Source organism: Bacillus sp. PK3-067, from assembly GCF_056738645.1.
In genome coordinates this window covers 17,826-43,817 of record NZ_CP096492.1, presented here as the reverse complement: position 1 = coordinate 43,817, position 25,992 = coordinate 17,826, and the positions used below count along the sequence as shown (strand labels likewise).

General features: G+C 31.1%; 32 protein-coding genes. 15 read left to right on the top strand and 17 right to left on the bottom strand.

The window, feature by feature from the left end; genetic code table 11:
* Positions 1–31: 31 nt before the first annotated feature.
* The 3 genes from M1D73_RS29470 to M1D73_RS29460 form a co-directional block, all read right to left on the bottom strand.
* Positions 32–382, bottom strand: a complete 351-nt coding sequence (locus M1D73_RS29470; protein WP_246963843.1) for a hypothetical protein — start codon at positions 380–382, stop codon at positions 32–34.
* A 198-nt stretch (positions 383–580) separates the two neighbouring features.
* Complete coding sequence (locus M1D73_RS29465; protein ID WP_142408581.1) at positions 581–955, bottom strand: hypothetical protein; 375 nt, start codon at positions 953–955, stop codon at positions 581–583.
* Between the two features lies 1 nt (position 956).
* Positions 957–1,778 (bottom strand): ParA family protein, encoded by an 822-nt coding sequence (locus M1D73_RS29460; protein ID WP_001018642.1) that lies wholly within the window; start codon positions 1,776–1,778, stop codon positions 957–959.
* A gap of 1,642 nt (positions 1,779–3,420) precedes the next feature.
* Here M1D73_RS29460 and M1D73_RS29455 point away from each other — a divergent pair.
* Positions 3,421–4,092 (top strand): hypothetical protein, encoded by a 672-nt coding sequence (locus M1D73_RS29455; RefSeq protein ID WP_336458757.1) that lies wholly within the window; start codon positions 3,421–3,423, stop codon positions 4,090–4,092.
* Positions 4,093–4,646: 554 nt separating this feature from the next.
* On the opposite strand, the gene M1D73_RS29450 is transcribed toward M1D73_RS29455, so the two are convergent.
* Entirely contained in the window at positions 4,647–4,766 is a 120-nt protein-coding gene (locus M1D73_RS29450; RefSeq protein ID WP_481158053.1) for a YjcZ family sporulation protein, read from the bottom strand.
* Between the two features lie 402 nt (positions 4,767–5,168).
* Here M1D73_RS29450 and M1D73_RS29445 point away from each other — a divergent pair, with 402 nt between their 5' ends.
* Positions 5,169–5,465, top strand: coding sequence for a hypothetical protein (locus M1D73_RS29445; RefSeq protein WP_336458758.1), 297 nt, complete (start codon positions 5,169–5,171; stop codon positions 5,463–5,465).
* Positions 5,466–5,624: 159 nt separating this feature from the next.
* Here the strand turns inward: M1D73_RS29445 and M1D73_RS29440 are convergent, their stop codons facing one another.
* Both M1D73_RS29440 and M1D73_RS29435 read right to left on the bottom strand, forming a co-directional pair.
* Positions 5,625–8,576: a Tn3 family transposase gene (locus M1D73_RS29440; RefSeq protein ID WP_481158052.1), complete on the bottom strand. Its 2,952-nt coding sequence runs from the start codon at positions 8,574–8,576 to the stop codon at positions 5,625–5,627.
* Between the two features lie 31 nt (positions 8,577–8,607).
* Entirely contained in the window at positions 8,608–9,153 is a 546-nt protein-coding gene (locus tag M1D73_RS29435; protein WP_090694678.1) for a recombinase family protein, read from the bottom strand.
* A 264-nt stretch (positions 9,154–9,417) separates the two neighbouring features.
* Here M1D73_RS29435 and M1D73_RS29430 point away from each other — a divergent pair, with 264 nt between their 5' ends.
* The 4 genes from M1D73_RS29430 (at position 9,418) to M1D73_RS29415 (ending at position 12,719) form a co-directional block, all read left to right on the top strand.
* Positions 9,418–9,759, top strand: coding sequence for a PadR family transcriptional regulator (locus M1D73_RS29430; protein WP_153579706.1), 342 nt, complete (start codon positions 9,418–9,420; stop codon positions 9,757–9,759).
* On the top strand, positions 9,756–10,268 hold the full coding sequence (locus tag M1D73_RS29425; protein WP_153579705.1) for a hypothetical protein: 513 nt from the start codon (positions 9,756–9,758) through the stop codon (positions 10,266–10,268). Before M1D73_RS29430 ends, M1D73_RS29425 begins: the two co-directional genes overlap by 4 nt.
* A gap of 6 nt (positions 10,269–10,274) precedes the next feature.
* A complete protein-coding gene (locus M1D73_RS29420; protein ID WP_271044383.1) occupies positions 10,275–11,753 on the top strand; it encodes a serine hydrolase domain-containing protein in 1,479 nt (492 codons plus the stop codon).
* 810 nt (positions 11,754–12,563) lie between these two features.
* Positions 12,564–12,719 carry a hypothetical protein gene (locus M1D73_RS29415; RefSeq protein ID WP_000394762.1) on the top strand — a complete coding sequence of 52 codons (156 nt, stop codon included), beginning with the start codon at positions 12,564–12,566 and terminating at the stop codon, positions 12,717–12,719.
* A 202-nt stretch (positions 12,720–12,921) separates the two neighbouring features.
* Here the strand turns inward: M1D73_RS29415 and M1D73_RS29410 are convergent, their stop codons facing one another.
* From M1D73_RS29410 to M1D73_RS29400, 3 genes are all read right to left on the bottom strand, one after another.
* Entirely contained in the window at positions 12,922–13,365 is a 444-nt protein-coding gene (locus M1D73_RS29410) for a DUF5065 family protein (RefSeq protein ID WP_000765890.1), read from the bottom strand.
* Between the two features lie 186 nt (positions 13,366–13,551).
* Positions 13,552–14,019: a DUF5065 family protein gene (locus tag M1D73_RS29405; RefSeq protein ID WP_481158051.1), complete on the bottom strand. Its 468-nt coding sequence runs from the start codon at positions 14,017–14,019 to the stop codon at positions 13,552–13,554.
* Between the two features lie 224 nt (positions 14,020–14,243).
* Positions 14,244–14,720 (bottom strand): DUF5065 family protein, encoded by a 477-nt coding sequence (locus M1D73_RS29400; protein ID WP_061660559.1) that lies wholly within the window; start codon positions 14,718–14,720, stop codon positions 14,244–14,246.
* A gap of 306 nt (positions 14,721–15,026) precedes the next feature.
* Between M1D73_RS29400 and M1D73_RS29395 the strand changes: the two genes are divergently transcribed.
* Both M1D73_RS29395 and M1D73_RS29390 read left to right on the top strand, forming a co-directional pair.
* A complete protein-coding gene (locus M1D73_RS29395; RefSeq protein ID WP_336458789.1) occupies positions 15,027–15,305 on the top strand; it encodes an ArsR/SmtB family transcription factor in 279 nt (92 codons plus the stop codon).
* A 215-nt stretch (positions 15,306–15,520) separates the two neighbouring features.
* Positions 15,521–15,685, top strand: coding sequence for a hypothetical protein (locus tag M1D73_RS29390; protein WP_166572563.1), 165 nt, complete (start codon positions 15,521–15,523; stop codon positions 15,683–15,685).
* A gap of 197 nt (positions 15,686–15,882) precedes the next feature.
* On the opposite strand, the gene M1D73_RS29385 is transcribed toward M1D73_RS29390, so the two are convergent.
* Positions 15,883–15,993, bottom strand: coding sequence for a YjcZ family sporulation protein (locus M1D73_RS29385; protein ID WP_088325598.1), 111 nt, complete (start codon positions 15,991–15,993; stop codon positions 15,883–15,885).
* 403 nt (positions 15,994–16,396) lie between these two features.
* Between M1D73_RS29385 and M1D73_RS29380 the strand changes: the two genes are divergently transcribed.
* Positions 16,397–16,813, top strand: coding sequence for a hypothetical protein (locus M1D73_RS29380; protein ID WP_086404382.1), 417 nt, complete (start codon positions 16,397–16,399; stop codon positions 16,811–16,813).
* Between the two features lie 167 nt (positions 16,814–16,980).
* On the opposite strand, the gene M1D73_RS29375 is transcribed toward M1D73_RS29380, so the two are convergent.
* On the bottom strand, positions 16,981–17,190 hold the full coding sequence (locus tag M1D73_RS29375) for a hypothetical protein (protein WP_065212548.1): 210 nt from the start codon (positions 17,188–17,190) through the stop codon (positions 16,981–16,983).
* A gap of 82 nt (positions 17,191–17,272) precedes the next feature.
* Complete coding sequence (locus M1D73_RS29370; protein ID WP_336458760.1) at positions 17,273–17,833, bottom strand: hypothetical protein; 561 nt, start codon at positions 17,831–17,833, stop codon at positions 17,273–17,275.
* Positions 17,834–18,175: 342 nt separating this feature from the next.
* Between M1D73_RS29370 and M1D73_RS29365 the strand changes: the two genes are divergently transcribed.
* The 3 genes from M1D73_RS29365 to M1D73_RS29355 all read left to right on the top strand — a co-directional run bounded on the left by M1D73_RS29365 (position 18,176) and on the right by M1D73_RS29355 (position 20,902).
* Positions 18,176–19,594, top strand: a complete 1,419-nt coding sequence (locus tag M1D73_RS29365; protein WP_336458761.1) for a hypothetical protein — start codon at positions 18,176–18,178, stop codon at positions 19,592–19,594.
* Positions 19,595–20,039: 445 nt separating this feature from the next.
* Positions 20,040–20,360: a hypothetical protein gene (locus M1D73_RS29360; protein ID WP_061665820.1), complete on the top strand. Its 321-nt coding sequence runs from the start codon at positions 20,040–20,042 to the stop codon at positions 20,358–20,360.
* A gap of 230 nt (positions 20,361–20,590) precedes the next feature.
* A complete protein-coding gene (locus M1D73_RS29355; protein ID WP_234574516.1) occupies positions 20,591–20,902 on the top strand; it encodes a hypothetical protein in 312 nt (103 codons plus the stop codon).
* A gap of 147 nt (positions 20,903–21,049) precedes the next feature.
* On the opposite strand, the gene M1D73_RS29350 is transcribed toward M1D73_RS29355, so the two are convergent.
* Both M1D73_RS29350 and M1D73_RS29345 read right to left on the bottom strand, forming a co-directional pair.
* Positions 21,050–21,442: a hypothetical protein gene (locus M1D73_RS29350; RefSeq protein WP_336458762.1), complete on the bottom strand. Its 393-nt coding sequence runs from the start codon at positions 21,440–21,442 to the stop codon at positions 21,050–21,052.
* Between the two features lie 12 nt (positions 21,443–21,454).
* The gene (locus M1D73_RS29345) at positions 21,455–22,636 is read right to left on the bottom strand and encodes an alpha/beta hydrolase family protein (RefSeq protein ID WP_336458763.1); all 1,182 of its coding nucleotides are present in this window, start codon (positions 22,634–22,636) and stop codon (positions 21,455–21,457) included.
* A 58-nt stretch (positions 22,637–22,694) separates the two neighbouring features.
* On the opposite strand from M1D73_RS29345, the gene M1D73_RS29340 reads away from it, so the two are divergent.
* Both M1D73_RS29340 and M1D73_RS29335 read left to right on the top strand, forming a co-directional pair.
* A complete protein-coding gene (locus M1D73_RS29340) occupies positions 22,695–23,081 on the top strand; it encodes a DUF1433 domain-containing protein (protein WP_070179603.1) in 387 nt (128 codons plus the stop codon).
* Positions 23,082–23,185: 104 nt separating this feature from the next.
* Complete coding sequence (locus M1D73_RS29335; RefSeq protein WP_336458790.1) at positions 23,186–23,449, top strand: hypothetical protein; 264 nt, start codon at positions 23,186–23,188, stop codon at positions 23,447–23,449.
* 295 nt (positions 23,450–23,744) lie between these two features.
* On the opposite strand, the gene M1D73_RS29330 is transcribed toward M1D73_RS29335, so the two are convergent.
* Together M1D73_RS29330 and M1D73_RS29325 are read right to left on the bottom strand one after the other, a co-directional pair.
* Positions 23,745–24,038, bottom strand: a complete 294-nt coding sequence (locus M1D73_RS29330; RefSeq protein WP_000475232.1) for an LCI fold-containing protein — start codon at positions 24,036–24,038, stop codon at positions 23,745–23,747.
* 617 nt (positions 24,039–24,655) lie between these two features.
* Complete coding sequence (locus tag M1D73_RS29325) at positions 24,656–24,898, bottom strand: hypothetical protein (protein WP_025118320.1); 243 nt, start codon at positions 24,896–24,898, stop codon at positions 24,656–24,658.
* Positions 24,899–25,102: 204 nt separating this feature from the next.
* Between M1D73_RS29325 and M1D73_RS29320 the strand changes: the two genes are divergently transcribed.
* The gene (locus tag M1D73_RS29320) at positions 25,103–25,330 is read left to right on the top strand and encodes a hypothetical protein (protein ID WP_025118321.1); all 228 of its coding nucleotides are present in this window, start codon (positions 25,103–25,105) and stop codon (positions 25,328–25,330) included.
* Between the two features lie 208 nt (positions 25,331–25,538).
* Here M1D73_RS29320 and M1D73_RS29315 read toward each other — a convergent pair whose 3' ends face one another.
* Positions 25,539–25,907 (bottom strand): hypothetical protein, encoded by a 369-nt coding sequence (locus tag M1D73_RS29315; protein ID WP_336458764.1) that lies wholly within the window; start codon positions 25,905–25,907, stop codon positions 25,539–25,541.
* Positions 25,908–25,992 lie beyond the last annotated feature (85 nt).

Genomic DNA, 25,992 nt, shown 5'->3' with positions numbered 1-25,992 from the left:
CCTTAATGAAAAACAGGGATACTTCTTTTCTTTATTTATTCTCTAACGTCTCATAGAGGCGTTTATACATATCTTTATATGCTTTAGAATGTCGGTTTACTAGTTGAGTATCTACATAGCTTTCAACAAGTATATCAATAATGTTGTTAATTGATGTTTTTCCCATATCTTCTTGTTCTTTAATAAATGGTTTAAGGGTATTCAGTTTTAGCAAAACAGCAGGTGAAATCTTAGTTGTTTTAGATGCGATTAAACGGTTATCTGGTTTCTCTGGTATCTGTATTTCCTTTTCCGTGTTAGTTTGATCGTTTTGAATAGTTAAATCTGAACTTTCCGTAATAGGTGTCACAGTTACTACAAAAGATTTACTTTTATTGTCCAAAGGTACCACTCCTATTTAGTTTTTTATCTTAAACTATTAAAACTATTTTGAGTTTGTATTGCTAACAACTATGTTATTATCTGATGTTTTACCCGTGTATTCAAGTAAGTTGAATAGGGTGATTAAGTAAAGATATCATAAAGAAAAAGTGGAAATATAGAAATATCCCTATTTCTAAATAGGGATATTTCTATATTTTTAAATCTCTGTTAACAGCTTGAATTTCCTTTTCTGTTCAGGCGTTAGCTCATTTTCTACATAGCGATCTATAAGTAAATCGATGATTTCATAAGCGAATTTTGTGTTTGTAAGTTTCATTAATACTTCTAGTTCTTCTTTTGATTGATTAGAAATTTTAATGCTGCCTTGCTGATTTTTAAATTTCTTTTTTGATTCAGTTTTTTCGTTTCTTTTTTCTTTTCGAGTTACTTGTTTTTCTTCAGTCTTAGGTTGAGAAGGAGTAACTGGAACCTCGTTATTTTCCACCGTAGTTTGTCCTTGCTCTGGTACATAAGGCTCAGTAGGTTCAAAGTTACTTTTCTTTCTACCTAATAAACCAGGAGTTCTCGCCATTTTACACACCAACCTTCATTTTTTCAAACATATCAATACGAGATAATAATTCATCACTAATTGTTTCGTATAGTTCAATTACATTCATATCATGTCTATCTTTTTCAGTAATACCATTCACATCAAATCGTTTAATACGCTCCATTTGAGGAACGATGTTTTTGAATAGGTTTTCTTCACCGAAAATTTCACGAGCGTTTTCCATGATATATTCGTCAACCTTACCATTGTTTTTTAATAGGACAGGAAGAATACCAACTACTTCAATATCAAGGTCATATTGCTCTTTTAACTTGATAAGCTCATTAACATAATTCTCAGCACCAGTAAGAGAACGTTCTTGTGTTTGTAGAGCAATTAGAACATAATCAGAAGCTACAACGGCGTTCTTTGTAACTTCTAATGACATTGGAGGAACATCGATAAATATGTAGTCGTATTTATGCTTTATCTTTTCAAGCAATCCTCTAAAGTAATGATCTTCTTCAGCTTCCGAAGAACAATTTTTATAAAGGAATTTTGCGAAGTCCTGGAAATCAACGTAAGAAGGAATTAAATATAAGTTATCCGTAATTTCTACTTCTAAGCCATCCAAGTTCCCCTCTTGTATACCTTTCATTAATGTTTTTTCAACAGTAACGATTTCATCAGGATTAAGGATTGATTTTGTTAACATTAAAGATTTTGTTGCGTTACTTTGTGGATCAAGATCAACTAGTAATGTACGCTTACCTTTTTTAGCAAATTCATAAGAGTTCAATACAGCATTTGTGGTTTTACCGACTCCACCTTTGTAATTACCTACAGTAATTGTAATGGCCATTTTTAACACTCCAGTTATAGTTTTTGAAATTTCCCTATATCCCTTTATAGAAATAGGGAAAAATAGAAATAGGGAAATAGGGATATTTCTAACTATAGAAATAGGGATATTTCTATATCTTTAAAGAAATTATAACAATGATATTTGGGTTATGCAATAGAATCATAGAGTTAGTAATTAATAACAAGAACGTTGATATTAAAAGATTTTTTTGATGTATGAAGTAGAGAGGGCTAATAAATAAATATGTAATTTCGTAGAGAAAATAGTAGAGGCAAAAACAAAGAAAATAGGGAAATATAGATATAGGGAAAAGGGGAAATATCCCTATATCTATAAGTGGAAATAGGGAAATAGGGAAATAGGGATATTATTGAGAAAGTGCGCAAATTCGCTGTTTACAAAGGATAATGCTTGTTGTAACGTAGTAAACAACAAGCACCATTCTACAAAACAAAACATAATTTGATAGTTTACATAAATGAAGAGCAAGAAGATCGATAGAACAAACTTAAAAACAATTGAATATGAACACAAAACAAAAAGCCACTCCCATATGCTAACGGCTACCAACCGTTGTGGGAATGACTCAGCTCTAGTAATTGCTACCAACAATTACTAGACATAACCTGTAACCATGCAGGAATTCGGTTTAAGTAGTGTACCACCACTATCCTTAAACAATTATGCCTTTCGACTAGGCTTATTTGATATACCCATTTTATCTATTGTTTGACTAAAATTCAACTAGTAAATGCTAGAATTGTATTTTTTGCAGTCAAAAGATATATATAGGGCATCTCTAAGCCTAGAAGTCTTGTGAATGTACAGGCCATTTAGGAGTTGGAGATGCCTTTTTGTTTTTTGTTCGCGTGGAATTGCCTGATACCACGTAAATAAAAACTGATAAGCCGTAATTCCGTGCTGCTATACATATAGGGGGAACGTGTTACGTGCGTGGCTAGCTGTTGGTCGTGCAGGGGGTACAGAGTATGCGCCTACAAAAACAGCACCCCTCATTGGAATCCTGTTCTTCTGATGAGGGAGGGCGAGAACGTGCCCAGGGACGAATCCCTAAAAGGTTCGGGTGGTTATCGTTAACATCAAGGTGTTAGGGAGTACATTCAGTTTGTCGTGTAGGGACGATATTACAAGGACAAGCCATAGTAAAAGGATGTATGCGGTGAAAATCGCTGAGTGAACAGGGTCTATACATACGGATACCTTATAAGTGACCGCATGGCGAAAACAAGACGCTTATCCATCTATTTTGATTGATTACTTTTTTGTGATCTTTCAAAGTAGGGGATAAATCTGCCTTCCAGCCGTATTCCATAATCGTTCCCACATGATAAAAACCCTCAAGACCTTCAGTCAAGCTTAATTACGAAAAAAAGATAAAAAACTTGAGATTGTTTAAGATCTGGGGGAATGACTTACTAAAGATGGAGGAATAAATAAGGGATTTAGTACTTACTTGGTTAGAGGATAAGGGGACGGATGGTAGAATAGGTCTTATTGCGGAATTAGGTTTTACACATCTGATATAGTACGTGAAATTTAAAAGGTTAATTTCTCGTTTATAGAAATAAAGTATTATTTTACAATTGATTAGAAGGATAAAATTTAAGGGGAATATTTTATGACTAATAATCTTATAGAGAAGAATTGGATAGATGATTTTATTAAAACAGATGCATTTTCAGAGGCTTTAGGTATGGTATGGCGTAATGGTTATGAATCAGGAGGTTATTTTCAATTCACTCATAAGTCACAAGTGATAGTAAAAAAGTTTGCTGATTTCTTTGGAAAAGAAACAAGATCAAGATATTGTGAAGATAAAGGGTATGTGGAATGGTATATGTCTATGAATAGTGACCATCCATTTATTACAAAGGTAAAAGAATTTGGTTGGACACCGATACGAGGAAAATCCAGGTTATTTCCTAAAGGTAAGTTTAATAAAAAAATATTCATTAAAAAATATGTTTTATTGAGGCATGAACTTGGCACGATAAAAGTTAAACGATCTGAAAATAAAATTTATGTTAGACCACGCTTTCGTATTCATGGGTCTGAAGATATCTTGGAGCATTTAAATAATTTTATGTTTGAAGAATTAGGAATTAAGAAGAAAAAATTACAAACTGACGGAAAAATACCAAAAGCAAAAATTTTATATTTTCAATCATACAAAGATATAGAGAGTATTTTGAAATATATTGGAGCTTCAGAGACATTAGAAATGTTGTATTCGTTAGATTTAGGATTTCATGATGCTGAAGAATTTAAGAAGACCGACTTAGGGAAATAAGCAGGTTTTTAGGAGGGGTATTACTATCTCATTGGATAAAAATTTAACATTTTATGATTATAAGAATAGTTTTCAACTTTTAATCTAATGTAAAGTTAGTGAGAGGTTTATTTTATATCAAAATGTTAATTAAAAAAGAGTTAGAAGTGATTATTTGAATAAATTAATATTATTGTCTTTATTGGCTACATTTTGTTTAAATATCGCAGGATGTTCTAATGATATGGCTATACCAAGGGATAATACTAAATTCTCAACACCTAAGAAGGTTAAATGCATTAACAAAGCATGGTACAAAAAAACATATGTTATGTAATAGTTTAAAGAAACTTTAAATGGTGGATGATAAAGATTATAAGAGAACAATAACAATTTATTTATCATAATATTTTTATAATATGATAAATATCTCTAAATTCACCTAAAAAACTATCAGTAATGGTGGAATTTTTGGAGAAATAAAATGTGTTTATAATAAAACTGATGAATCGGATAATAAATAATTATACATAAAGAAAAGGCACCCATATAAGGGTGCCTTTTCTAATAGTTTTTTAGCAGAAGCAAGAAGCTCCGACAATAATTAATAAGATAAATAATACAACTAATAAAGCAAATCCTCCTGCAAAGCCACAGCCGCCACAGCCGCCACCGCAGCTACCACTAAAGCCCATAATAATTCCTCCTTTAAAGAGTAGGAGAAAAATAAGGAGTCACTCATGTATTTTAATGGATTCAAATTACTTTATGTTTTTATGGATTAAATGAGCATGGCTTTTTGAAAATAAAAAAAAGACGCCATAAAGCGCCTCCCATTTGGGTAAATAAGAAGTAAGGTTTCCATTTTAATTGAAAAAAATAGAACAGGTGCTTAGATTTTATCACGATTTTTTGCTGAATGAACATGCATTATTACATATCACCATAAATACCTCTATTTTCCATTTGATAAAATAAATTACAAACATTTACAAAAATTAAATAAATATTTCTACAAATTCAAAATATTTACAAAAATCACAAAAGTGATACATTTAAGGTGCAAGTTATAAAAAACTATTAAAGGGGGATTTATTATGTTCAAAAAATTAGTAGTTGGAGCATTAGCAGCTGGCATTGCATTAACAGGGGGGATAGGGGCAGCTTCGGCAAGTACAGAAAATGGATCTAATACACCAAGTTCTGTAAAACAATTAGCAGGATGCTATCCAAAAGAAAACGGTAAGTATGTAAGAGAAGTGAGAAATCCCCAAAGAATTTTTGCTACTACTTTTACTGAACAAGCTTGTGGCGGGACAGTGTATTGGTATTTAAAAGAAATCAATGAAGATGGTGGGGGATATGTCGCTAAGTATGAGGGTTGGATTCAATAGTATGTTTATTTTAAAAGAAAGACACTCTTTTAGGTGTCTTTTTTTAATACTTTCCATAAAGGGGTAGCACCAACAAAACGCGAATTTCGTACGCTAAGCAAAATTTTATAAAGAAAAAGCCGATTTCCTGTACGCTAAGAGATAATCGGCTTCTTACTACTAAGTTATCTGTAATGGTCGTAGAGAGTCTAATGGTGCAATTTCTTTTTTACTAAATCGGTATTCTCCTAGGAAGTTAATGTGTTCCCATCCTAATGGAGAAATGTGTTTTAATAGTTCTTCATCAAATTTTTCTTTTTTCTTCAAAACGTTTATTGCTTCACTTAAATAAACAGTATTCCACACACTAATTGCATTAATTAAGAGGTTTAGTGCACTACTTCTTTGAAGTTGATCTTGTAGCGCTCTTTCTCGTAATTCACCATGTTTTCCAAAGAAAATAGCTCGAGCAAGTGCATTCATAGCTTCTCCTTTATTCAATCCTCGTTGAATACGTCTACGCATTGTTTTATCTGAAAGATAATCTAAGATGAAAATTGTTTTCTCAATTCTTCCTATTTCTCTTAGTGCCTTCGCCACTTTATTTTGACGGGTATAAGACCCTAATTTCCCCATAATCAATGCACCCGATACTTTACTTTCTCGGATAGAATGAGCTAGCCGTAAAACATCATCATAATTATCGCAAATTAACTTCATATTAATTTGTCCCCGTATTAAGGATTCTATATTTGAGAATTCTTTAGGTGATCCAATCGTATATAATTTAGAAGTGGCTAAATCACGTAACCGAGGCGCAAAGCGAAAACCTAATAAATGAGCCAATCCAAAGACTTGATCTGTATAGCCAGCTGTATCTGTATAATGCTCTTCAATAACCAAATCAGATTCATGATGTAATAATCCATCGATAACATGTACAGCATCTCTAGCATTTGTATTAATTACCTTTGTGTAAAAAGAAGAAAATTGATCACTTACGAATCGATAAATGGTCGCTCCTTTTCCGGTTCCATAGTGTGGATTGAAGCTAGCGCTGAGAGAAGATACCCCAATTTGAACTCTCATACCATCCGATGATGAAGTAGTCCCATCTCCCCAATAAGAGGATAAAGGGATTTTATGCTGAAAGTTTACAAGTATAGATTGAGCACGTTGTAAGGCATCGTCATACATTCGCCATTGGCTAGCATGAGCTAACTGATGATAGGTGATATCTGGAGTTGCATCTGCCATTTTAGTTAGACCGATATTAGTTCCCATCGCCATCATTGCAGCAAGAGATATAATAATTTCATCGCCTTTAGGCGGTTTATTTGTTGATGCGTGAATCAGTTGCTGTTCAAAATTTGTCCAATTCGACACTTCTAGTAATAAATCCGTTAGTTTTATACGTGGTAACATATTGTATAGCTTAGCGCTTAGTTTCTTGGTGTCTTCTGGGACATCTCGTTCTAAGCGATGAATACGCAAACTTCCTTTTTCTAAATCTACGCCTTCTAGAGAATTTATATTTTTAGAAAAGGATTGAATTCGATGCAAAAGGGTTTCAGTGCGCTCTTTTATGTATTCTTCTACTTGAATCGGAACCGCTAACCTGGTGCCGATATTTTTACCCTTTGTCCATTCTTGTTGTGGAATAAGATATTCATCAAAATCTTTATGTTGTCTACTACCTACAATAGAAATATCCCCTGAGCGTACATAATTTCGGAGTTCAGTAAATGCGGCTAATTCGTAAAAATGTCGATTAATACTTCCGTCTTCATCATATACATATCTTTCCCAACGCTTGGAAACAAAGCTTAATGGAGCACCTTCTGGAACTTTTCGTTTTCCAGCTTCATTTAACTCGTGGATAGTATCTAAAGCTAATAAAACGGGATTTGCATACTTGGTAGATCGAAATTCTAATGTTCTGAGTAGTGTTGGCGTATACTTACGTAAATAATTATAACGACTTTCTAATAAATCAAGATAATCATAATTCATAGGACGAGATAACTTTTTTGCTTCCTCTACAGAGGCTACAAATGTATCCCAAGGCATCACCGTTTCTAATAATAAAAATGGATCTAAATTTTCTTGTCTAGCTTTAATTAAAGCTGTTCCTAAAGTCGCGTAATGATTGATTTTTTCATTAACTGATTTTCCATTCTGTTTTTGAATTTCTTCTTGCTGTTTCCTTCCTTTTAGTTGAAGATTCATAATTTGTTTATCATGAATTTCAAATGCTTGATCAACCAAATCCTGTGTTAAATCTATTAAATATGCAATCATGATTGCATATTTTTTGGTGCTGTGAAATCGTCGGAACGAGAAAGGTTCATATCTTGCTCCTATTCGAGATAATTGTCGTATTCGATTTGGATGTAACCCTTTGGTATCAAGCTTTAATGTTAATTTTCTTATGTAATCTAAGCGTTCAATTACTTTTAAAAATGCGTCAGGAGAAAATTGTCCAGGTATTTCTCTTAGCCAAGATAAATAAGTTTTTGAAGTATTAGGCATTGGATGGAGTAGGCTATCTAACTTTTCTTGTTGTGAAGAAGTCAAAGAGGATGTTAGTACTTTAAAAATTTTTTCTTCTGTACGCTTACGTACTTCCCATACAGCTCGTTCTATTGTTGGTATTGCAGGTAAAATAATTTTCTCTTTTCGTAGTTCTTGTAATACAGTTTGAATCAGATACATTGTATTTCCATTTTCTAATGCATATGGTTGTAGAAATTTAGAAATCCTTCGATAATCACGAGTGGTAAAGTTACGATATCCATATTCTTTACGTATTTCTTCTAGATGTTCTCGCCTAGTAGGTTCTCGTTTTGCATATGCTTCATAGACCGTATGGTCTACACCAATTTGTTTAGCAACAAACTTTAAGAGTCCTTCAGGAATTACTGGTATATTCGTAACAGTAATTCCAGGATATCTTATGACACAAAGCTGAACAGCAAATCCTAAGCGATTGTGATCTCTACGATGTTGATTAATAATTTCAAGATCTTCTGCAGAGAATGTGTAATGCAGTGCTAGCTCATGTTCTGTTTCAACAGAAATATGTAATAGTTCTTCCCTTTGTACAGGTGTGAGAAGTTCTTTTCCTCTCATAATATTTCCTCCATTTATAAAAGTAATGAGGTTATTTGTTAATGTATCGATACAATGTTGTTTTACTTAGACCGGTAGCCTCTGTAATTTGTTTAATGCTATATTCTTTACTTTGATACATTTTAAGAGCCATTTCTACCTTATCTGTATGTTTTTGTGGTCTTCCGCCTTTTTTCCCACGAGCCCTAGCTGCGTTTAATCCTGTTTTGGTACGTTCGCTAATAATATCTCTTTCTAATTCTGCAATACTTGCCATCATTCGAAAGAAGAATTTCCCCATAGCATTAGATGTATCAATGTTGTCATGAATAGAAATAAAATCTACACCCAGTTCTTTGAATTTTTCACTTAACTCAATTAGGTGTTTTGTAGATCGAGAAATTCGATCAAGTTTGTAAACGACTATCTTATCGCCTTTACGTAATACCTTTAGCAACTCTTCGAGCTGAGGACGATCTTTTTTTGTTCCTGTCATTTTCTCTTGATATAACTTATCTATACCATATTGTTGCAAAGCATCTATTTGCATATCGAGATTTTGTTCTTCTGTGCTGACACGAGCATAACCAAAAATCAAATTGTTTCACTTCCTATCTAAATATATCTATTAAAATAGTACCAAAAACCTTGTTGAATTAAAAAAAGGAACTTTGTTTTTGGATATGGGTTTTGGCACTTGATATGGATGGATTTTTAACGCTTTTGTTTAAAAACAAACAAGTTCCATAAACGGTCGTTAAAGGGAAGTTTTTATCAATACTTATATTCGATCCTTATTCTATTTTACTTTTATTAAAAATATATACTTGAAAGAAGTATATATTTTTGTTAAATTTATCCTATGGATAGAACAAGTTTAATTAAAGGTCATTTAGAAATGTGTGTGTTATCTATTTTGTCAAAGGAAAAAAGCTATGGTTATGAAATTATGAAGGAATTAGAAGAACACAATTTAAAATTGAAAGGAGTAGGCAGCATTTATCCTATTCTAACTAAGCTCAAAGACCAAGAGTGGGTTAATACTTACCGTGAAATGACGGAAAACGGCAAGGTTAGAGTTTATTATGAAATAAATGAAAAAGGGGAATTGTATCTTCAAAAAAAAATCAATGAGTGGTTAGAGTTACAAAAGGATATAAAATCCTTACTTAAAAATGGTTCGAAAGGAGATCAATTGGAATGAATATTAAATTGACCATCGAAGAAAAACAATTTTTAGATGAAGTTCTCGATGAGTTAAAGCAATATCAAATAAGTTCAAAACATAGAAAGAATATTAAACAACAGCTTTTAGAGCATATTCAAGAATCTCGTGAACACGGCCAAAATAGCATAAAAGAATTAGGGGATGCAACAACATTTGTCAAAGATTTTTTAGAGATTAATGGAATAGATCTTCATTCTGAAATAAAACACATACGAAAGTCCAAAGGTAGAACGGGAATTTTATTCGCGATAGGGTTATTTACTTTAATTGTTACTTATCTCGGTTTGCAACTAATACTATCAATGTTTTTAACAGAGTCCTTTAATCCACTAAATACTAACAGTTCGTTCGATTATAATATCTTTTATCAGATATCAGATAATTCATGGTGGAACTTCTTACTAATGTTCATTAGCTTTTCTACTTCCTTGTTAGTCTCCATATTTGTAATGTTTTATATACGAAAAATAAATTTAAACAGGTGAAATAAAATGAAAATGATAAAAGCTACAATTGTGTGCTTATTATTTAATGTGTTTATTTTGTTTTTACCAACCTCGTATGTATTCGCCGAACAAGATATTAAAAGTACCATAGACAGCTATGTCGAAAATTTTTTAGAAGAACATCGGATTCCAGGAGCTTCTATTGCTATTGTTCATAAGAATGATATTTTTTATTCTAAGTCATGGGGTGTAACGGGAGAATCTGAAGAAAAAGTAACTGCTGAAACTCCCTTTACAATAGGATCAATAAGTAAATCATTAACAGGCTTAGCTATAATGACATTAATTGAAGAAGGTACAGTTCATTTAGATGATCCAGTCCAAAAGTATATTCCATGGTTTACACTTAAAAATAAAAAAGATGCATCCAAAATAACAATTAAACATTTACTTACGCAAACAAGTGGGATAAGTACTTATTCTGGCTTATCTATATCAGATAGAGAATCTAAAGATCTGGGTGCTATAAAGAAAAATGTAGAAAGTTTATCGGACGTTAGGTTGACTGCCGTACCTGGAGAAAAACATCAATATAGTAATGCCAATTTCTTAATTCTTGGTACTCTCATCGAAGAAGTTACCAAGCAACCATATTCTGAGTACATGGAACAAAAAGTTTTTTTACCATTAGGTATGAGGAATGCTGCAGCCGACAATGATACGGCATATGAAAAAGGATATTTGGCCGGATATCAGTCTTGGTTAGGGATCCCTCGAAAAAGTTCAGTAACATATGATAATGGAGGAGCACCATATGGATACATAACTGCAAGTGCGACAGATATGATCCAGTACATTAGATTACTTAGTCAGCGCGACAGTAACAATTTTTTAAGCAAAAATACTATGAATCTTTATGTATCGCCTTATGTTCAAACTGGTGAAAATCGATATTATGGTCTTGGTGTAAGAATCTCAAATCCAAATTCTAAAGAAGAAATGATATGGCATTCTGGTTCAACCTCTGATTCACATGCAGAAGTATTCTTTATACCAGAAACGGGTTGGGGAGGTGTAATTCTTACTAATAAAAATCATATTTTAGAAGAAGAGACACTTATACACCTGAAACAAGGGATTATCAATATTTTAAATGAGAAAGAGCCCGTTGATGTATCTAAATATAATCCTATTATACAACTGACCATGATAGGAATATTATGTTTACTTTTTATAATGTTTATTTATCAATTAGTAAAGGTCAAATCAGGAAAGATTCGTAAAAGAAGCTTATGGCGTATCTCCGGGATTATACTTTTAGTTATATCTATTACTTTTATTCCGTTATTAATTTATAGTACAGGTTCTCCATGGCATTCGATAAAAGTATTTTCTGCCGATATTGCACTACTTACTAGAATTCTGGTTATCTTCTTGACTTTGAACGGTTTATTATCAATATATCTTTCATTAAAACAATCAAAAGAAAGCTCAATCAAAAAAAAGCCAATTCCTCTAAGTTAAATAGGAATTGGCTTTTTGGAATTTCTCTTAGCGTACGAAATTCGCGTTTTGTTGGTGCTACCCCATAAAGAAAAGACACCCTAAGGTGCCTTCCTCCGACTTGAACCATCTTAATTTTATTATGTTGTTATTATATAAGAAAAGAAGACATCGATTAAGATGTCTCCTTTTACTGGTAAACTTGGTGTTAAGAAGGTATTGTATTGCTTGAAAACCATAAAAAATATAACAATCATCGAGTAAACCTATTCTAGCATCAATAAATAGAGTTTTTATATGCATTTTTACATATATATAGATTTATTTATATTTTATCTATATAGTTAAATTGTCTGTTTCTTGTTTTAATTCGTTTATTTATTTTGAGTGCTCCAGTAATGGAGCCTTTTTTTATGCAATAAAACATTTTCTTACCATTACTTAGTTGGTCTATATTAACTTTATCCTCTTAAATTATATCTGTATTTTACCAAATACTTATATAGATAACCAGTTTTTTCTAATAATCTAATCAATTGATAATTTTAATGTTATTTGTTAATCCTTATAGGAAAATTTATCATGCAATGAAAATTTAGAAATTAAGAATTATAAAAACTCATAGTATCTTTGGGAAAAACATATTTATAATTTGTATATTAATATGTTATAATTTAATTTCTAAAACTACCCAAAAAGGACTGCCAGTAATGGTGGTCTTTTTTATATTGGTGAGATTGTACTAGTATGATAGAATAGGATTAACTGTATATTGTGAGGGTGATTGGTTATCCCTTCTTTCCATTTGGAAGGAAAGGGGGTGATATACCTATGGAGTTTTTGTTTGAGCTTCTAAAAGAATTTGTGAAAGCCATTGTACGTGAAGTTTCTGCGTATGTTTTTAGGAAACAAATTTTAGAAAAAGATAACAAGAAACCCACTCCTCGTCGCCGTCCAAAGCAAAAGGGTGGGTTTCGTAAAAAATAAATGATATAACCACCACCCTGACGGTAGCAGTTATTAGAAGAGATGTTAGCGCATCTCTTCTTTTATTATATACACAAGCTATTACTGTAATACTACTACAGTAATTATATCAAACGTACATAAAAAATCAATGAGCACGTAATAGATATAATGTACAGAAGAAAAGAAACCCAAGTGAGCCTTTTTTCAATTTATTACATCCCTAATTGATTGTAAATTGATTTGAATACGTGAATTCGCCACGATATTTAATTGCAGCCACATAAGTACCACTTGTATAGCTATCTGTGATAGGGGTTTGCCAAATTTCTGTTCCAGGAATAAATTCTGGTTCTATTGTTTGGAATCGTTCTAGGGTACCATTTGTGTGGATTTTAAAAATTTTCATTTGTGCACCAAAATGTTCTCTACCAAAGTGCTGTGTTAAGTAAAATGTATCACCAGTTATTAAATTTCCAATCTTCCAATCTGGTTGATATGTACTTTCCTCTGAATTTTGTAAATCCACAATGGTTTTAAATCCCCAATCATCATTAAGTGGATCTGAGTAAGCTGCAGCTGCTTGTGAGGTAGGCTTACTCATTTCTATTGCAGTAAAACCGCTAAAAGTTAACGCACCAATTAATGCTAATTTTCCTAACTTCATTATTGTTTCCCCCTATTAATTTTTAAAACCAGAAATCATACACACATAATAATATAATCTACTGTATTATATTTCAAATATTTTCTAAAAAAATCCATAAATAAAAAGGCACCCCAAAGGTGCCTTCCTGCGACTTGAACCACTTTATCATTACAATAAAGATGGTGTTTACAAGGATAATTGTTATTATTTATTAATTGTAAACCAATTGCTAGCTGAAAAACCTAATGAATCATTAACATGTCTTATAACAGCAACATAGTTACCTGGAGTGTATACATCTGTAATCACAGTTGACCAATTAGGGTTTTGGTGATTAGCATCAAATTGTGGGTAAAGAGTTCTATATCGTACAGGTTTTCCATTTTCCACTTTATAAATTTTCATAACAGCTCCTGCTCCATCTTCAATTGAATTTAAGGAATAATTGAAGATATCCCCAGCTCTATATGAACTTTTAATTATATGTGCATTCGGGAGTCTTGATAGGTAACTAAAGTTAGTTTCAGCGTGAAATCCCCAACTATCATTATATGGATCAGAATATGGTTCTTCATAAGCTGCTGCAGCTTGTGAAGTAGGTTTAATCATTTCTACTGCAGTAAATCCCCCAAATGTTAATACTCCAACTAATGCTAATTTTCCTAATTTCATTAAAAATCCCCCTAAATATTTTAATTTAAATAATTACAATATAATGATATACTACTATGTATATTTTTTCAAATAATTTCTAAAAAAAGTTATAAATTCAAAAAAAATACACCTTAAGGTGCCTTCCTCCGACTTGATAATTGTATTTTATGTATGAAACCATCGCTGTAGTATCTAAGATGAGAGTAAGCAGTTTATGACGTCTTGCTTAGGACGGTATAGCATTACTTATTAATAACAAAGAATCCAGATTTATAATGTTTGCCATACAGATAAGCGACTGCTACGTATTGCCCTGAGTCATAGTTATCTGTGATTTGAGTATCCCAAATTGCTTTACCTGGGAGTGCAGATTCCGTATGCCAATTAATTGTTTTATAACGAGTTAATTCACCGCTACCATTGTCTGCTACTCGGAAAATCTTAATTTGGTCATCAGAGTCTAAAGAGTTAGAATATGCTCCAATAATTGAGAAGTAATCTCCTGTTTTGTAGCTGTAATTGAATTGTTGTTTGTACTCATACGGTAAGTCTGGAATAAATTGATACAATTCAGATGTATTTGTAATTCCCCAGTCGTCATATGATACTGTCGCTTGAACATTTGATGCTGCCGCTGCTGGTTTTGTGTCCAATGCTGCCAATCCTGTAAATCCACCTAGTGCTAATGCTCCGGCTAATGCTAATTTTCCTAATTTCATTAAAAATCCCCCTAAATATTTCTATAATTATAATTAATTACAATATAATGATATAATTATTTGTATAATATTTCAAATATTTTCTAAAAAAAGTTATAAATATAAAAAAAAGACACCAAAGGTGCCTTCCTCCGACTTGAATCACTTTAATTCTAAGAATATGTATTGGACTCCCATTCAAGTATCATTTTTCTCAATGAATAATTGGAATATTTTAGGGTGTTTTTTACTATTTTTATGTTAAGATATTTTGGTTGATATTCATCTTATTTTAGGAGGTTGGAAGATCTGTTACATGCTTTTCATATGGATTTTAGTTTCTATACCGAAAGTATAAAAGTTTTAGGGTTGTTAGGGAATTCTACTCGCTTATCAATTGTTTGTAAATTGATTACATATGGATCGTTGTCAGTTTCTGATTTAAGTAAGCAAACCAAAATTACAGAAGATTTGATTGTACAACATTTGCGTAAATTAGCCTCTGGAAATATTGTAATTAGTGAACGTATAGGGAAAAGGCTTTATTTTAAAATAAAAGATAATAAAACAATTGAGATTATTAAGGTGTTAGGGTTATTAAATTAATTACAATTACTTTACATATAAATGATATTTAAAAGGTTTCTGTTATAGTCAACCGTGCATAAGTGCAAAATCAAATATAGCGCACCTAGGGAAATAGGTGGGTTATTTTATATTGGTGAGATTGTACTAGTATGATAGAATAAGAACAACTGTATATTGTGAGGGCGGGAGGTTGCAATCCTTTCTCTGATTCTAGAGAGAAAGGAGGTGACCGAATGGATTCTTTATTTAATTTATTGTATGACGCTGCTAAGGTATTCCTTACAGTATTTGCAACAGCTTATGCGAATGAGCTAGCGAAGAAGGTTAGCAGTAAACGAAATAAAAGAACCGCCCCAAATGCCGGCAAGCGAAAGGGCGGTTCTAAACGCAAAAAATAAGTTTAAGCAACCGACCACCTTGCGGTAGCAGTTACTTGAAGAGATGTTAGTGCATCTCTTCTTTTATTATATACATACTGTATTACTGTAATACTAATACAGTAATTATATCAAATGCACATAAAAAATCAATGCGTACGTAATGGATATAATGGACAAAAGAAAAGACACCCTAAGGTGCCTTTTCCAATAGTTTTTTAGCAGAAGCAACTGCATCCGATAATGATTAATAGTATAAAGAGTACAACGAGTAAAGCGAATCCTCCAACAAAACCACAGCCTTCGCCGCAACTACCACCATATCCCATAATAATAGTGCCTCCTTTAGATCAGAGGGTAAAACTAGGGTTCATTCCATGGATTTTAATGGGTTCACTTTACCTTATGTTTTCAAGAATGAATTGAGCAGGTCCTTTTGAAGATAGAAAAAAGACGCCATAAGGCGCCTTCCTTTTAGGTAGATAAGACTTTAGTTTTCCAATCTAAAGAAATTTTGTATCAGCTCTTTGAGAGTATATCATGATATTCGCTTGATTTATTATGCATTTTTACATATATCTTAAAATTCCTCTATTTTCCATTTGATAAAATACAATTCCAATATTGTTAATAATTAAATAAATATTTATATAAATTGAAAATATTTACAAAATTTATAAAAGTGATACATTTAAGGTGCAAGTTATAAAACATATTTAAGGGGGATTTATTATGTTTAAGAAATTAGTAGTAGGAACATTAGCAACTGGTATCGCATTAACTGGAGGGATTGGAGCAGCATCAGCAAGTACAGAAGGTGTAGATAATACTAAAAATTCAGCACCAATTGTCCAACGTACCCAAATACTTAAAGATGATTTCAGTCTGATGAATGGTGAAAGAGAAGTACCGTTCGAGCATGTAAAAAAAGCAGATATGAGAGTTCATATGACAAACAATACTAAAGGTACACTTGATTGGTCTTTAAAAGACTCAAAAGGTAATGTTATTGGTTCTGGATCGTTAGCAGCAGGAAAGGGTTTTACAAATACGTACAATACTCTTCCAAAAGGTAAATATAAGCTTAAAGTTACTCACAGAAATGGTGGTTCTGGATCGTTCTATGCAGCTGCTCGTACTTTAGACTAGTATACATAGAACCATTTTAAGCGTATTGCAGAAGAACGATCAGAGAGTTTGGGGATTAAGGAGTTTTGTCATAATATCATCGTTCGCAAATACAAAGTCACAAAATGCCTACCTAGGGAAATAGGTAGGCATTTTTAATGCAGAAAAAAGACACCCAAAGGTGCCTTTTACGCTGTAATAAATTTAAATACATAGTACATAAAGAATAACAAAGATAGACTTGCTAATCTGCCAGCAATTGATTCTTTTATAAATTTCATAAGTATCACTTTGACAATCAATGCTAAAAATAACGGTATAAACAGTACCATAGCAAGTTTGATAGCTAAGTCGTTTATAGTTGGATTAAACGCTTCAAAGTTAATAATGATATTCACTTATCCCTCTTTTTATCTATTTATATTTATAATTAGATTTATATTGTTTTGACTAATAAAGAGACGTTAATTTGAGAACCATTTATTTTTGGATTATAAGGGTACTCTCACATTTACGACAAGCAATCTTCTCTTCTTCAAAAATGAATAGATTCTCAGCATCACATTCTGGGCATACAACTGCAAATGGTGTTTTTATATTTTTATAGCATAGGAAAGAAAAGAATGCCATGATTAGAGCAGGTATAATAAGCATCATAATTAAGAATAGGCCCGCAAAAACGCCTGTAATTATGGAAAGTGGTTTCATTAGTTTTCTACCTACGGAGTTTACTTGATTATCCTTTTTACGAAAAGCAGTAACAAGGTAAGTTTGGGTTTCTTTTACTGGTTCAAATGCATTTACCGTATTGTAATCTTGTTCATCCATAGTGGGATAGGAAGTGTTTGGTCCTTGATATCCTCGTTGTATATAATAATTGTTTGACTCAGCTATTCGTGGTGTATACGAGATTCCAGTTCCAGGTACATAAGTTGTTGTTCTTGATTCAGGTGAAATAGAGTTCCCTCCCATACCTGTGTATGTAAAGTTAATTTTCATACCCGGGGAAAACTGGATAATTCTACAAAATTTATAACCCATAATATTGTATCCTCTCTATCTAATTAATAGAATTCTTTACTAATTATAACAAATTTTTAGTGTTAATATTAGTGTATTATTTTATAATAAAATAGTTATATTTAAATTTATTAATTTAAGGTGTTTTATGAGTTCTCTTTTACTTGGACATTTGGTGCTAAGTAGGTATTATATTGCTAAAAATACAACAATTATCGAGTAAGCCTATTATACCATCAATAAATGGGATTATTTATATTTTAAATTTAACATATAGATTGAATAATATTTTCTCTATATAGCTAAATAATCTATTATTTATTAAATTTAATAGGAAATTTTGCAGGAAGGAGAATATAATTTATGGCTTTTTTGAGAATATTTTTATTAATTATAAAGATGCTCGATGATGCCCTATTAAAATTTGATGAGTGGGAAAACGAATTGAATGAATTCGAGAATAAATTTAAAAAGAAATTGGGTATTTATGCTATTGATTTAGTGGCATTATTATTATTTTCGTATTTTTTTGGAGCATTACTATATGTTTTTATTACTCTCTTATCGACTTTTAATAGCATTATTGTATCTTTTATAAAAACTTTAGGATATATCTTTGCAGGAGAGGGAGAATTCTTACCAACCTCTTTACTTATAATACCAAGTCTATATATAAGTTTTAAAGGTGTATTTTTATGGTTAATTTTAATAGCATTTATTGCTGCTATTATAGTTTATTTAAATAAAGATAATAATGAGTTTAGAATGGTGAAAATTTTAGCGATAAGTAATAGTATATTACGTTTAGTAGTTATAAATTTAAAAATAGAAAAATCTTTAGTTATTATAGGGCCAATTTTTATTTTTGTTACATTATTTATTACATATGCAATGGTGCCAGATACTTTCTTTGTAGCCCATATATTGGAGATTTTGTTTTTTTGGACAGCTATTTTTGTTATTTTAATTACGTATTCAAGTTTTAATAAAGATAGTATTAGAGCGAAAAGATTTGTCGTATTTATAGTGTTTATACCTATTGTAATTTCGAATATTTTACAAAATAAAACACAAGGTTCCATAAGTTTGCTATTTTTAACAGTTACTATATTTTTGACATTTGAAAGAGTATTTGCAATCCTTGTGGAATATAAGGAACAGATATATGAAGGGAAAGAATGGATATTTGCATTAAGAAATTTAGAACAAAAAGATTACGATAAGATAAGAACTAAGCATAATTTGGATAATGATGATTACCTAGAAATTTTTGAGGATAAGGTTTTAGCGGGGATGGTATTTTATAAAGGGACAAAAAGAGATTTATTAAAATCAAAAGTATGTTTTGAGAGTAGTTTAGTAGATAACCCAGATGATACATTTTGTAAATATTTATTAGCTCAAGTGTTAGTGGATATTGGTGAGGAGCAAAACATTCAAAAAAGTATTGATTTGTTTCAAGAAATAAAAAAACAACAGCAAGAAAATCCATATGTATTTGAAGTTAAAGATGTTGAAGAATATATAGCAAATTTAGAGTTTATTAGTGAAAATCCTAAATACAATGAAATAATTAATATTTTAAAAGATAAGAGGAATTTACAAAATGATTTTGTTTATATATTAGGAGTATCTTATTTGTACGTAGAAGATTTAAAAAAGGCAAGAGAGACGTTGGAGTTGTTAGAAGGGAAAGAGGATAAGCTAAGTTTTAATGATTGGCACGAGTGCATGGCTTATTTGGAGACTAAGGAAAAAGAATTAAATCAAGAAAATAATTAGTAGTTTGTTTGATGGAAATGTATAAAATTTTATTTTAATTACATAGGAATTTTATGAATTTCAAGTCGGAGGAAGACACCCAAAGGTGCCTTCCTCCGACCTGATAACTACATTTTATGATTTCATTTTCTTTATTACATACCTTGCTGCAGACACAGGAGAAGTTAATGCTAGAATGTAGAGTGTTGCTTTTTCTTGGTTATTTACAGCGTTTTGAATGTATACTTTTTTATCATTTTTGATGATATCAAGGGAATTGGTTTGGGGCGCAATGTTCTAGAGGATTTGAAAGTAAACTAATATTTAAAAGTTTACATTGAAGAATAAGAAAAAGAACTTAGTTTTTAGGGTTCCTTTTCTTATTTTGATAATATTTGTATCTTATTGTAGTTTTTATATTTTATAATTAGTTTATTAAAATTTAAAGTTAAAAGGATGATTGGATATGACAGTACAAAAAGAAAAGGTAACTAGGCGGGTTGTTTGTAGGAAATGTAAATCTGATCAAATAGTTGGTAACAAACGTGGGTATAATTTTAAAAGGATGTTTTTAATTCTGTTTCTTATGTTAGCTACACTTATAGCTATTAGAATAGTTGTTGAAATAGTTCCTCGAGATTCTCCACTTCAGGGTATGGCTTTATTTGTTGTTTTTTTAATGATGCTCCTAGGGGCACCGATAACTTTATTCAGTGGATTTATTGGTAGAAAAAATATTGTCAATGGTTGTATGAATTGCGGACATACATGGATGCCTAAAAAATAGAATGTTTATAAATCAAAAAAGAAAAGACAGCTGATCTATTGCTGTCTTTTTGCTTATTTTTGAGTGATAAATGAAAGTAAACATTTATCGAAAAGTTTACATTGAAGAATAAGAAAAAGAACCTGGTTTTTAGGGTTTCTTTTCTTATTTTGATAATATTTGTATCTTATTGTAGTTTTTATATTTTATAATTAGTTTATTGAAATTTATAGTTAAAAGGATGATTGGATATGACAGTACAAAAAGAAAAGGTAAAAAGAAAAGTTATTTGTAGGAAGTGTAAATCAAATCAAGTAATTGGTAATAAACGTGGTTATAGTTTTAAAAGAGTAGCTATAATTTTGTTTTGTTTATTTGTGTTTTATAATGTAATTTCTTTAATTAATGTTAGTTTAGCTGGAGAAAATATGTTTATAGCATTTTCAATGGTGATTCTTTTCTGGTTTTCAATTCCTTTAGCGTTAATTAGTGGAATTATAGGTAGAAAGAATATTATTAATGGTTGCATGAATTGTGGACATACATGGATGCCTAAAAAATAGAATATTTATAAATCAAAAAAGAAAAGACAGCTGATCTATTGCTGTCTTTTTTGAGTGATAAATGAAAGTAAACCTTTATTCAAAAGTTTACTTTCAGGAATAACAAAAAAAGAGTCCTATATTAAGAGGACTTTTTTTCTATTTCCCTTATTTTTTTCCGCAACTGTTTGCCAAGTGAACATGCTCATTAAAAATTTTGTTGTTAATTTGTTTTTCATATTTTTTTAATGTTTCATTTATTTTACTACCAGTTTTACTTTCGAAACTTTTCTCTAGTTCTGATGCTATATCTCTTGTATTTGTTTGTAAATCGTGAAATATCCCTATGTTTTTTTGAAGAGCATATGTATCTTCTTTTATAATATCTATTGATTTAAACTCTACCTCTGTTTTTAACATCATACGCTGCATTTCTTTTTCAATTTGTTTTTTAGCAGCTTGTAATTCATCAACAACCTGATTTGCTAAATCTCCCGTAGCTCCTGCAGCGTTTTCGATTTGTTTTTCTATCTTTTTAATTTCTCCCATAAAATCGATCATATAATTATCCCCTTATTTAATTTGAAAATTTGATGCTAATTGGTTGTCTTTATCTCTTAGTGAATTTGCTGCATCACTAATATCATCTCCGAATCGGCTTAAACTCTTTTGTTCTTTTTTTAAAAGATGGATTAATTCTTCTGCTAGGTTTGCGTCATGAAAATAGTCATTTCCACCTTTTCTAATTTTAGCAATTTTTGAGATGGCTTCATCTACTTCGTGTTCTTCTAATAAATGATATCTTCCACCTGGCCCTGTTTCATGTTTTAATTGATTTTTTAACTTTTGAACTGCTTCAGCTTCGTTTCTTTGAAACTCTTCTATATTTTTTGCGATATCTGATAATCGATTGCTGAGTGTTTGAATTTTTTTTGCTTGTCTTATAATGTCTTCAGGTTCTAATTTTAATATAGGACTTCCATTTGAATGAAAGGATCCCTTAAATGTATCTCTGCCGTGTCCGTCCATAGTTAAACGTGTAAAAAGTCCTTGTTTTGTATCGTTTTGCCTCACTGTGTATTGCTTACCAATTAGAGGTGCACCGAATTGAGTGTGGTTACCAATCGGGTCATTTTCATGTGTATAATCAGTTGCTTTATTCTCCATTTTCCCTTCATCTACTCGTCTTTTTGCTTCAGGACTTAGTATACGATAGGGATTCGGTGCAGCATATGTAGTTGCATAACAATCTAATTCTGCAGCGATAAGGTCTGCTTCTGCACCACCTTTACTATGTCCAGTGGTATGAAGAGAAGAAGGGTTATATTTTGCTACGATGTCATTTTTTGTCCATTTTAATCCAGTATCAAATGATGTTTCAGAATCAGGTTTTATAGTTTGACTGTTACTTGGAGTAATTACTTTAGAATGTGTTTTAATTCCAAACGTAATCTGATCGATATCTGTTTCGAAATCTGCTAATTGGTTAGGCTCTGTCCCACGAAATGCTAGGATTATCTCATCATAATGTGTTGCATTTTCATTATATTTGTCTGCTGGTACTACCGCGATAGCTTCTAATCCATTTTTTACTTTTTGAGAATCTGCATCTATTGATTCTATGACCCTCCAGGTTTGACCATTAACCCCTTCTATTGAGGCTCCTTTTTGTAAAAATTCATCGTTATAAACATCACTTGATAGTTTGAAAAAATCTTCATCTGTTGCAATGGTATTCTTTTTAAATTCACTCATATGTTTCAACTCATTTCATGGTATATTTTAACTATATTGAAATATAAGGGGATTTCCTATGAAGAAGAAGTTGGTAATTTTCATATCCATTATTTGTATTATAGCAGGAGGGTATTTTACAATGGAATACTTAAAACAAAAAGAAAAAGAAGAAAAGTTTTGGAAAACACAAGAAACAAGAGTAGAAAAATATGTTCATTACAATATTAAAGATGTGAAATCTATTACGTTTACAAAACAAGAGTTGAATCCGATGGGAATCCCTACTATAAAAGGATATATAAATGGTGATCAAGAATTGTGGTTTGTAGCAAGTATTAGTACCACAGAGAATTTTGAAGATCATTTTGGATGTTCTGGAGAACTATATGATAACTACATGAAAAAACCAGCAAAATCGGTATCTAAAATTGAAAAAGAAGAGAAAGCAAAAAAACAAGAGTAGTTCTTGCAATTACTCTTGGTTTCTGTACCCTATTTTAGAAAGAGCATATGTTAACTAGCTTTGAATATAAGGGGATTTTGAAATTGAAAAAGAAGAGAAGGAAAATAAACAAGAGTAGTCTTTGTGATTACTCTTGTTTTTTATTTAGGAAAACACTCTTAATCGTTGCTGTAGTATTTGTAATCGGAGGGATATTTATTGTTGGTAGTATTGTAAATAATGGCTATGAATCATCTTCAAATCCAAGTATGCGAAACGATCGTACCCCTTTGAATTGTGCTCATTATGGTGGCGAATGGGATACAGGTGGTCTTTTTGGAGAAGTTAAATGTGTTTATGATAAAATTGATGAATCGGATAATAGGTAGTATATAAAGGTCTTATCTATTTTATAGGAAGATAAGGCTTTTTTATGCATAAAGAAAAGACACCCAAAGGTGCCTTCCTGGGACTTGAACCATCTTAATTTTGAAAAATGGCATTGAAGGAATTTCTTTATTTATAACTATATTAGGGATGTTAATAATGGTATTTTATAGTGATATGAAAAAATTAATTATTAATGAATTTAAAATAAAAAGAAGACCGAACTAGAATAACAATCTATTTCGGTCTTCTTTTTATTTGTTTGCTTGTTTTCTTGGAAAACTTAATTAAAGTTTCTTAATTATTACTTGTTCGCCATCCTTCATAATGTCCTGTCCATGAATTTTTACTTACTTCAGTTGCTCCTTTTAAATACCAAGTCACTCCATCCCACTCTTTTACAGTAGGTATTTCCCCTTTTGATTTGTAACCAGGAAAGTCTTGCTTTTCTTTTTTCTTAACAAAACTTTTTTTATTATCAATCGTTTTTAATTTTACACCTGTATCAGTAGGTGTTTCCGCAAATACTCCTCCAGCACCAGATAACATAATTCCAGTTGCTAATGTTCCAATTATTACTTTCTTGAACATGAAAAATCCCCCTTTTTTGGAATGAATATTACATAAATAACAATACCATATTATTTGTATTTTCTAACATTTGAATTTATTTATAAATATTTAATTGAATATTCAAACTATACAATTGATATGAAAAGATTTAAAAATAATTAGTTCTATTAGTAGTGAATCTCAAGTCAATGATTGGAAGAAAACTAAATTATTTATGGGGTAAGAAGTATAGAACTCAAACTTTTTTTGTGAATTTATATTCAAAAGTTTACTTTCAAATTAGAAAAGGCTAGTCCCTCGATACCCTTTTTGGAAATAAAGAAAAGACACCCAAAGGTGCCTTCCTTCGACTTGAACCACTTTAATTTTAATAATATGTATTGGACTCCCATTCGAGTATTATTTTATCATGTTAAGTAATTTTATGCATTGAGAAATACGGTATATATCTTTATTTAAACGTAAAAAGCCCTAGAGGGGCTAGGACTTTTTGACAGAATGAAAATGATTCAAAAAAGGACTTTTATAACGTAACATATGAATGTTTCATAAATGTATCGTAAAAGTGAACAAAATCTATATTTTGTATAGAAAGAGAGGTGACTATATTAATAGTATTCTCTCTTTTAATTTTATTATTTTTCGTTTTGTAATTCCAACAATAACTCTGTAAGCTGGGCTTGAATCTCAGGAAGCTTATCAATTGAGAACTCAGGACCTTGGCGAAGCTTCTTTCCATGAGGACGAATATTGATACGTAGACAAGGCTTGTCTGTGAATCCATCTTTAATAAAGGAAATTCTTAAACTCTCCTTGTTAGCAACGGTTTCAATTTCAACATACTTTTGACCAGATGAATCAATTTGAATAGAACTCATAATATCTCTCCCATCTGTAATTTATATTATTATACTAGCTGAAACCAACATGAAATTAAACTCTTTTGCTTATTTATGTGTGCAAATATATGGAATGTAATTGTGAAAAATATTATTTTATCTAAAAAATGCGTTGTAAGAATGGAGATTTTTGCTGTATAATGATTTTTATCATGCAAATTTACAAAATTAGAGGTGGTCAAAGTGATACTACGACCAGGTTTAAAAGCAATTGTAAAAGAAACTAATGTTTGTGAACATGATTTAAAAGAAGGTCAAGTTGTTACATTTCTTCGTTATGAATATGAGGATGATTGTGATGGAGAAGAGCATCGTTTTATATGTGTAGATGAAAAAGGTAAGGAACATACCTTACTTCCATCTGAAATTAAGTGGGCATTAAGAAAAGCTAAAGTAAGATACGTAAAATAGCTCACATAGTGGTTGCATGATACCATTAAATTACTAGACTATGCGTAGTACCTAAAATGTAAGAGGTACTCACTTTACTATATTAAGACCCTGCTATTTTGAATAGCAGGGTCTTTAACTTTAGTATCAAAAATGTCAATCTGAATTTGAGTGAATTTTTAATCGATAAAATGAAACGTGCAAAATTAGCACGCTTCGATTTGCTTTTCTATTTTTTTTCAAGGATGATTTCAAACTCACCTGTTTTTGAGTTTGTTTTAACAGACACTTTATCATATTTGTCGATTATCTGTTTAACAAGTGTATATCCTAAAAATATAATTGCTACAATAGCTGTTATCTCGAGTCCACTTAAAGTGGCTACTGGTATAAGGGCAGTTGTGCTCATACCAGCTGTAAAAGGAATACCCGCAATAGATACAGCTAAAACTGGTAAAACAAATTTAGATACAGTTTTCATCTTATAAGACCTATTTACCTTCTTGGCAAGGTCACCTGTACAAAGTATTGTTGAGGCTTTATTCTTTATTGCATATTCAAGTTCATCTTTATTTGCTACGGTAGTTATTGTATTCATTGATTTTAATCTCACCTCTTTATGTATAACAGTCTGTATATTAATATAAATTTCTTTATTGATATCTCCGGGAATATACATGAAA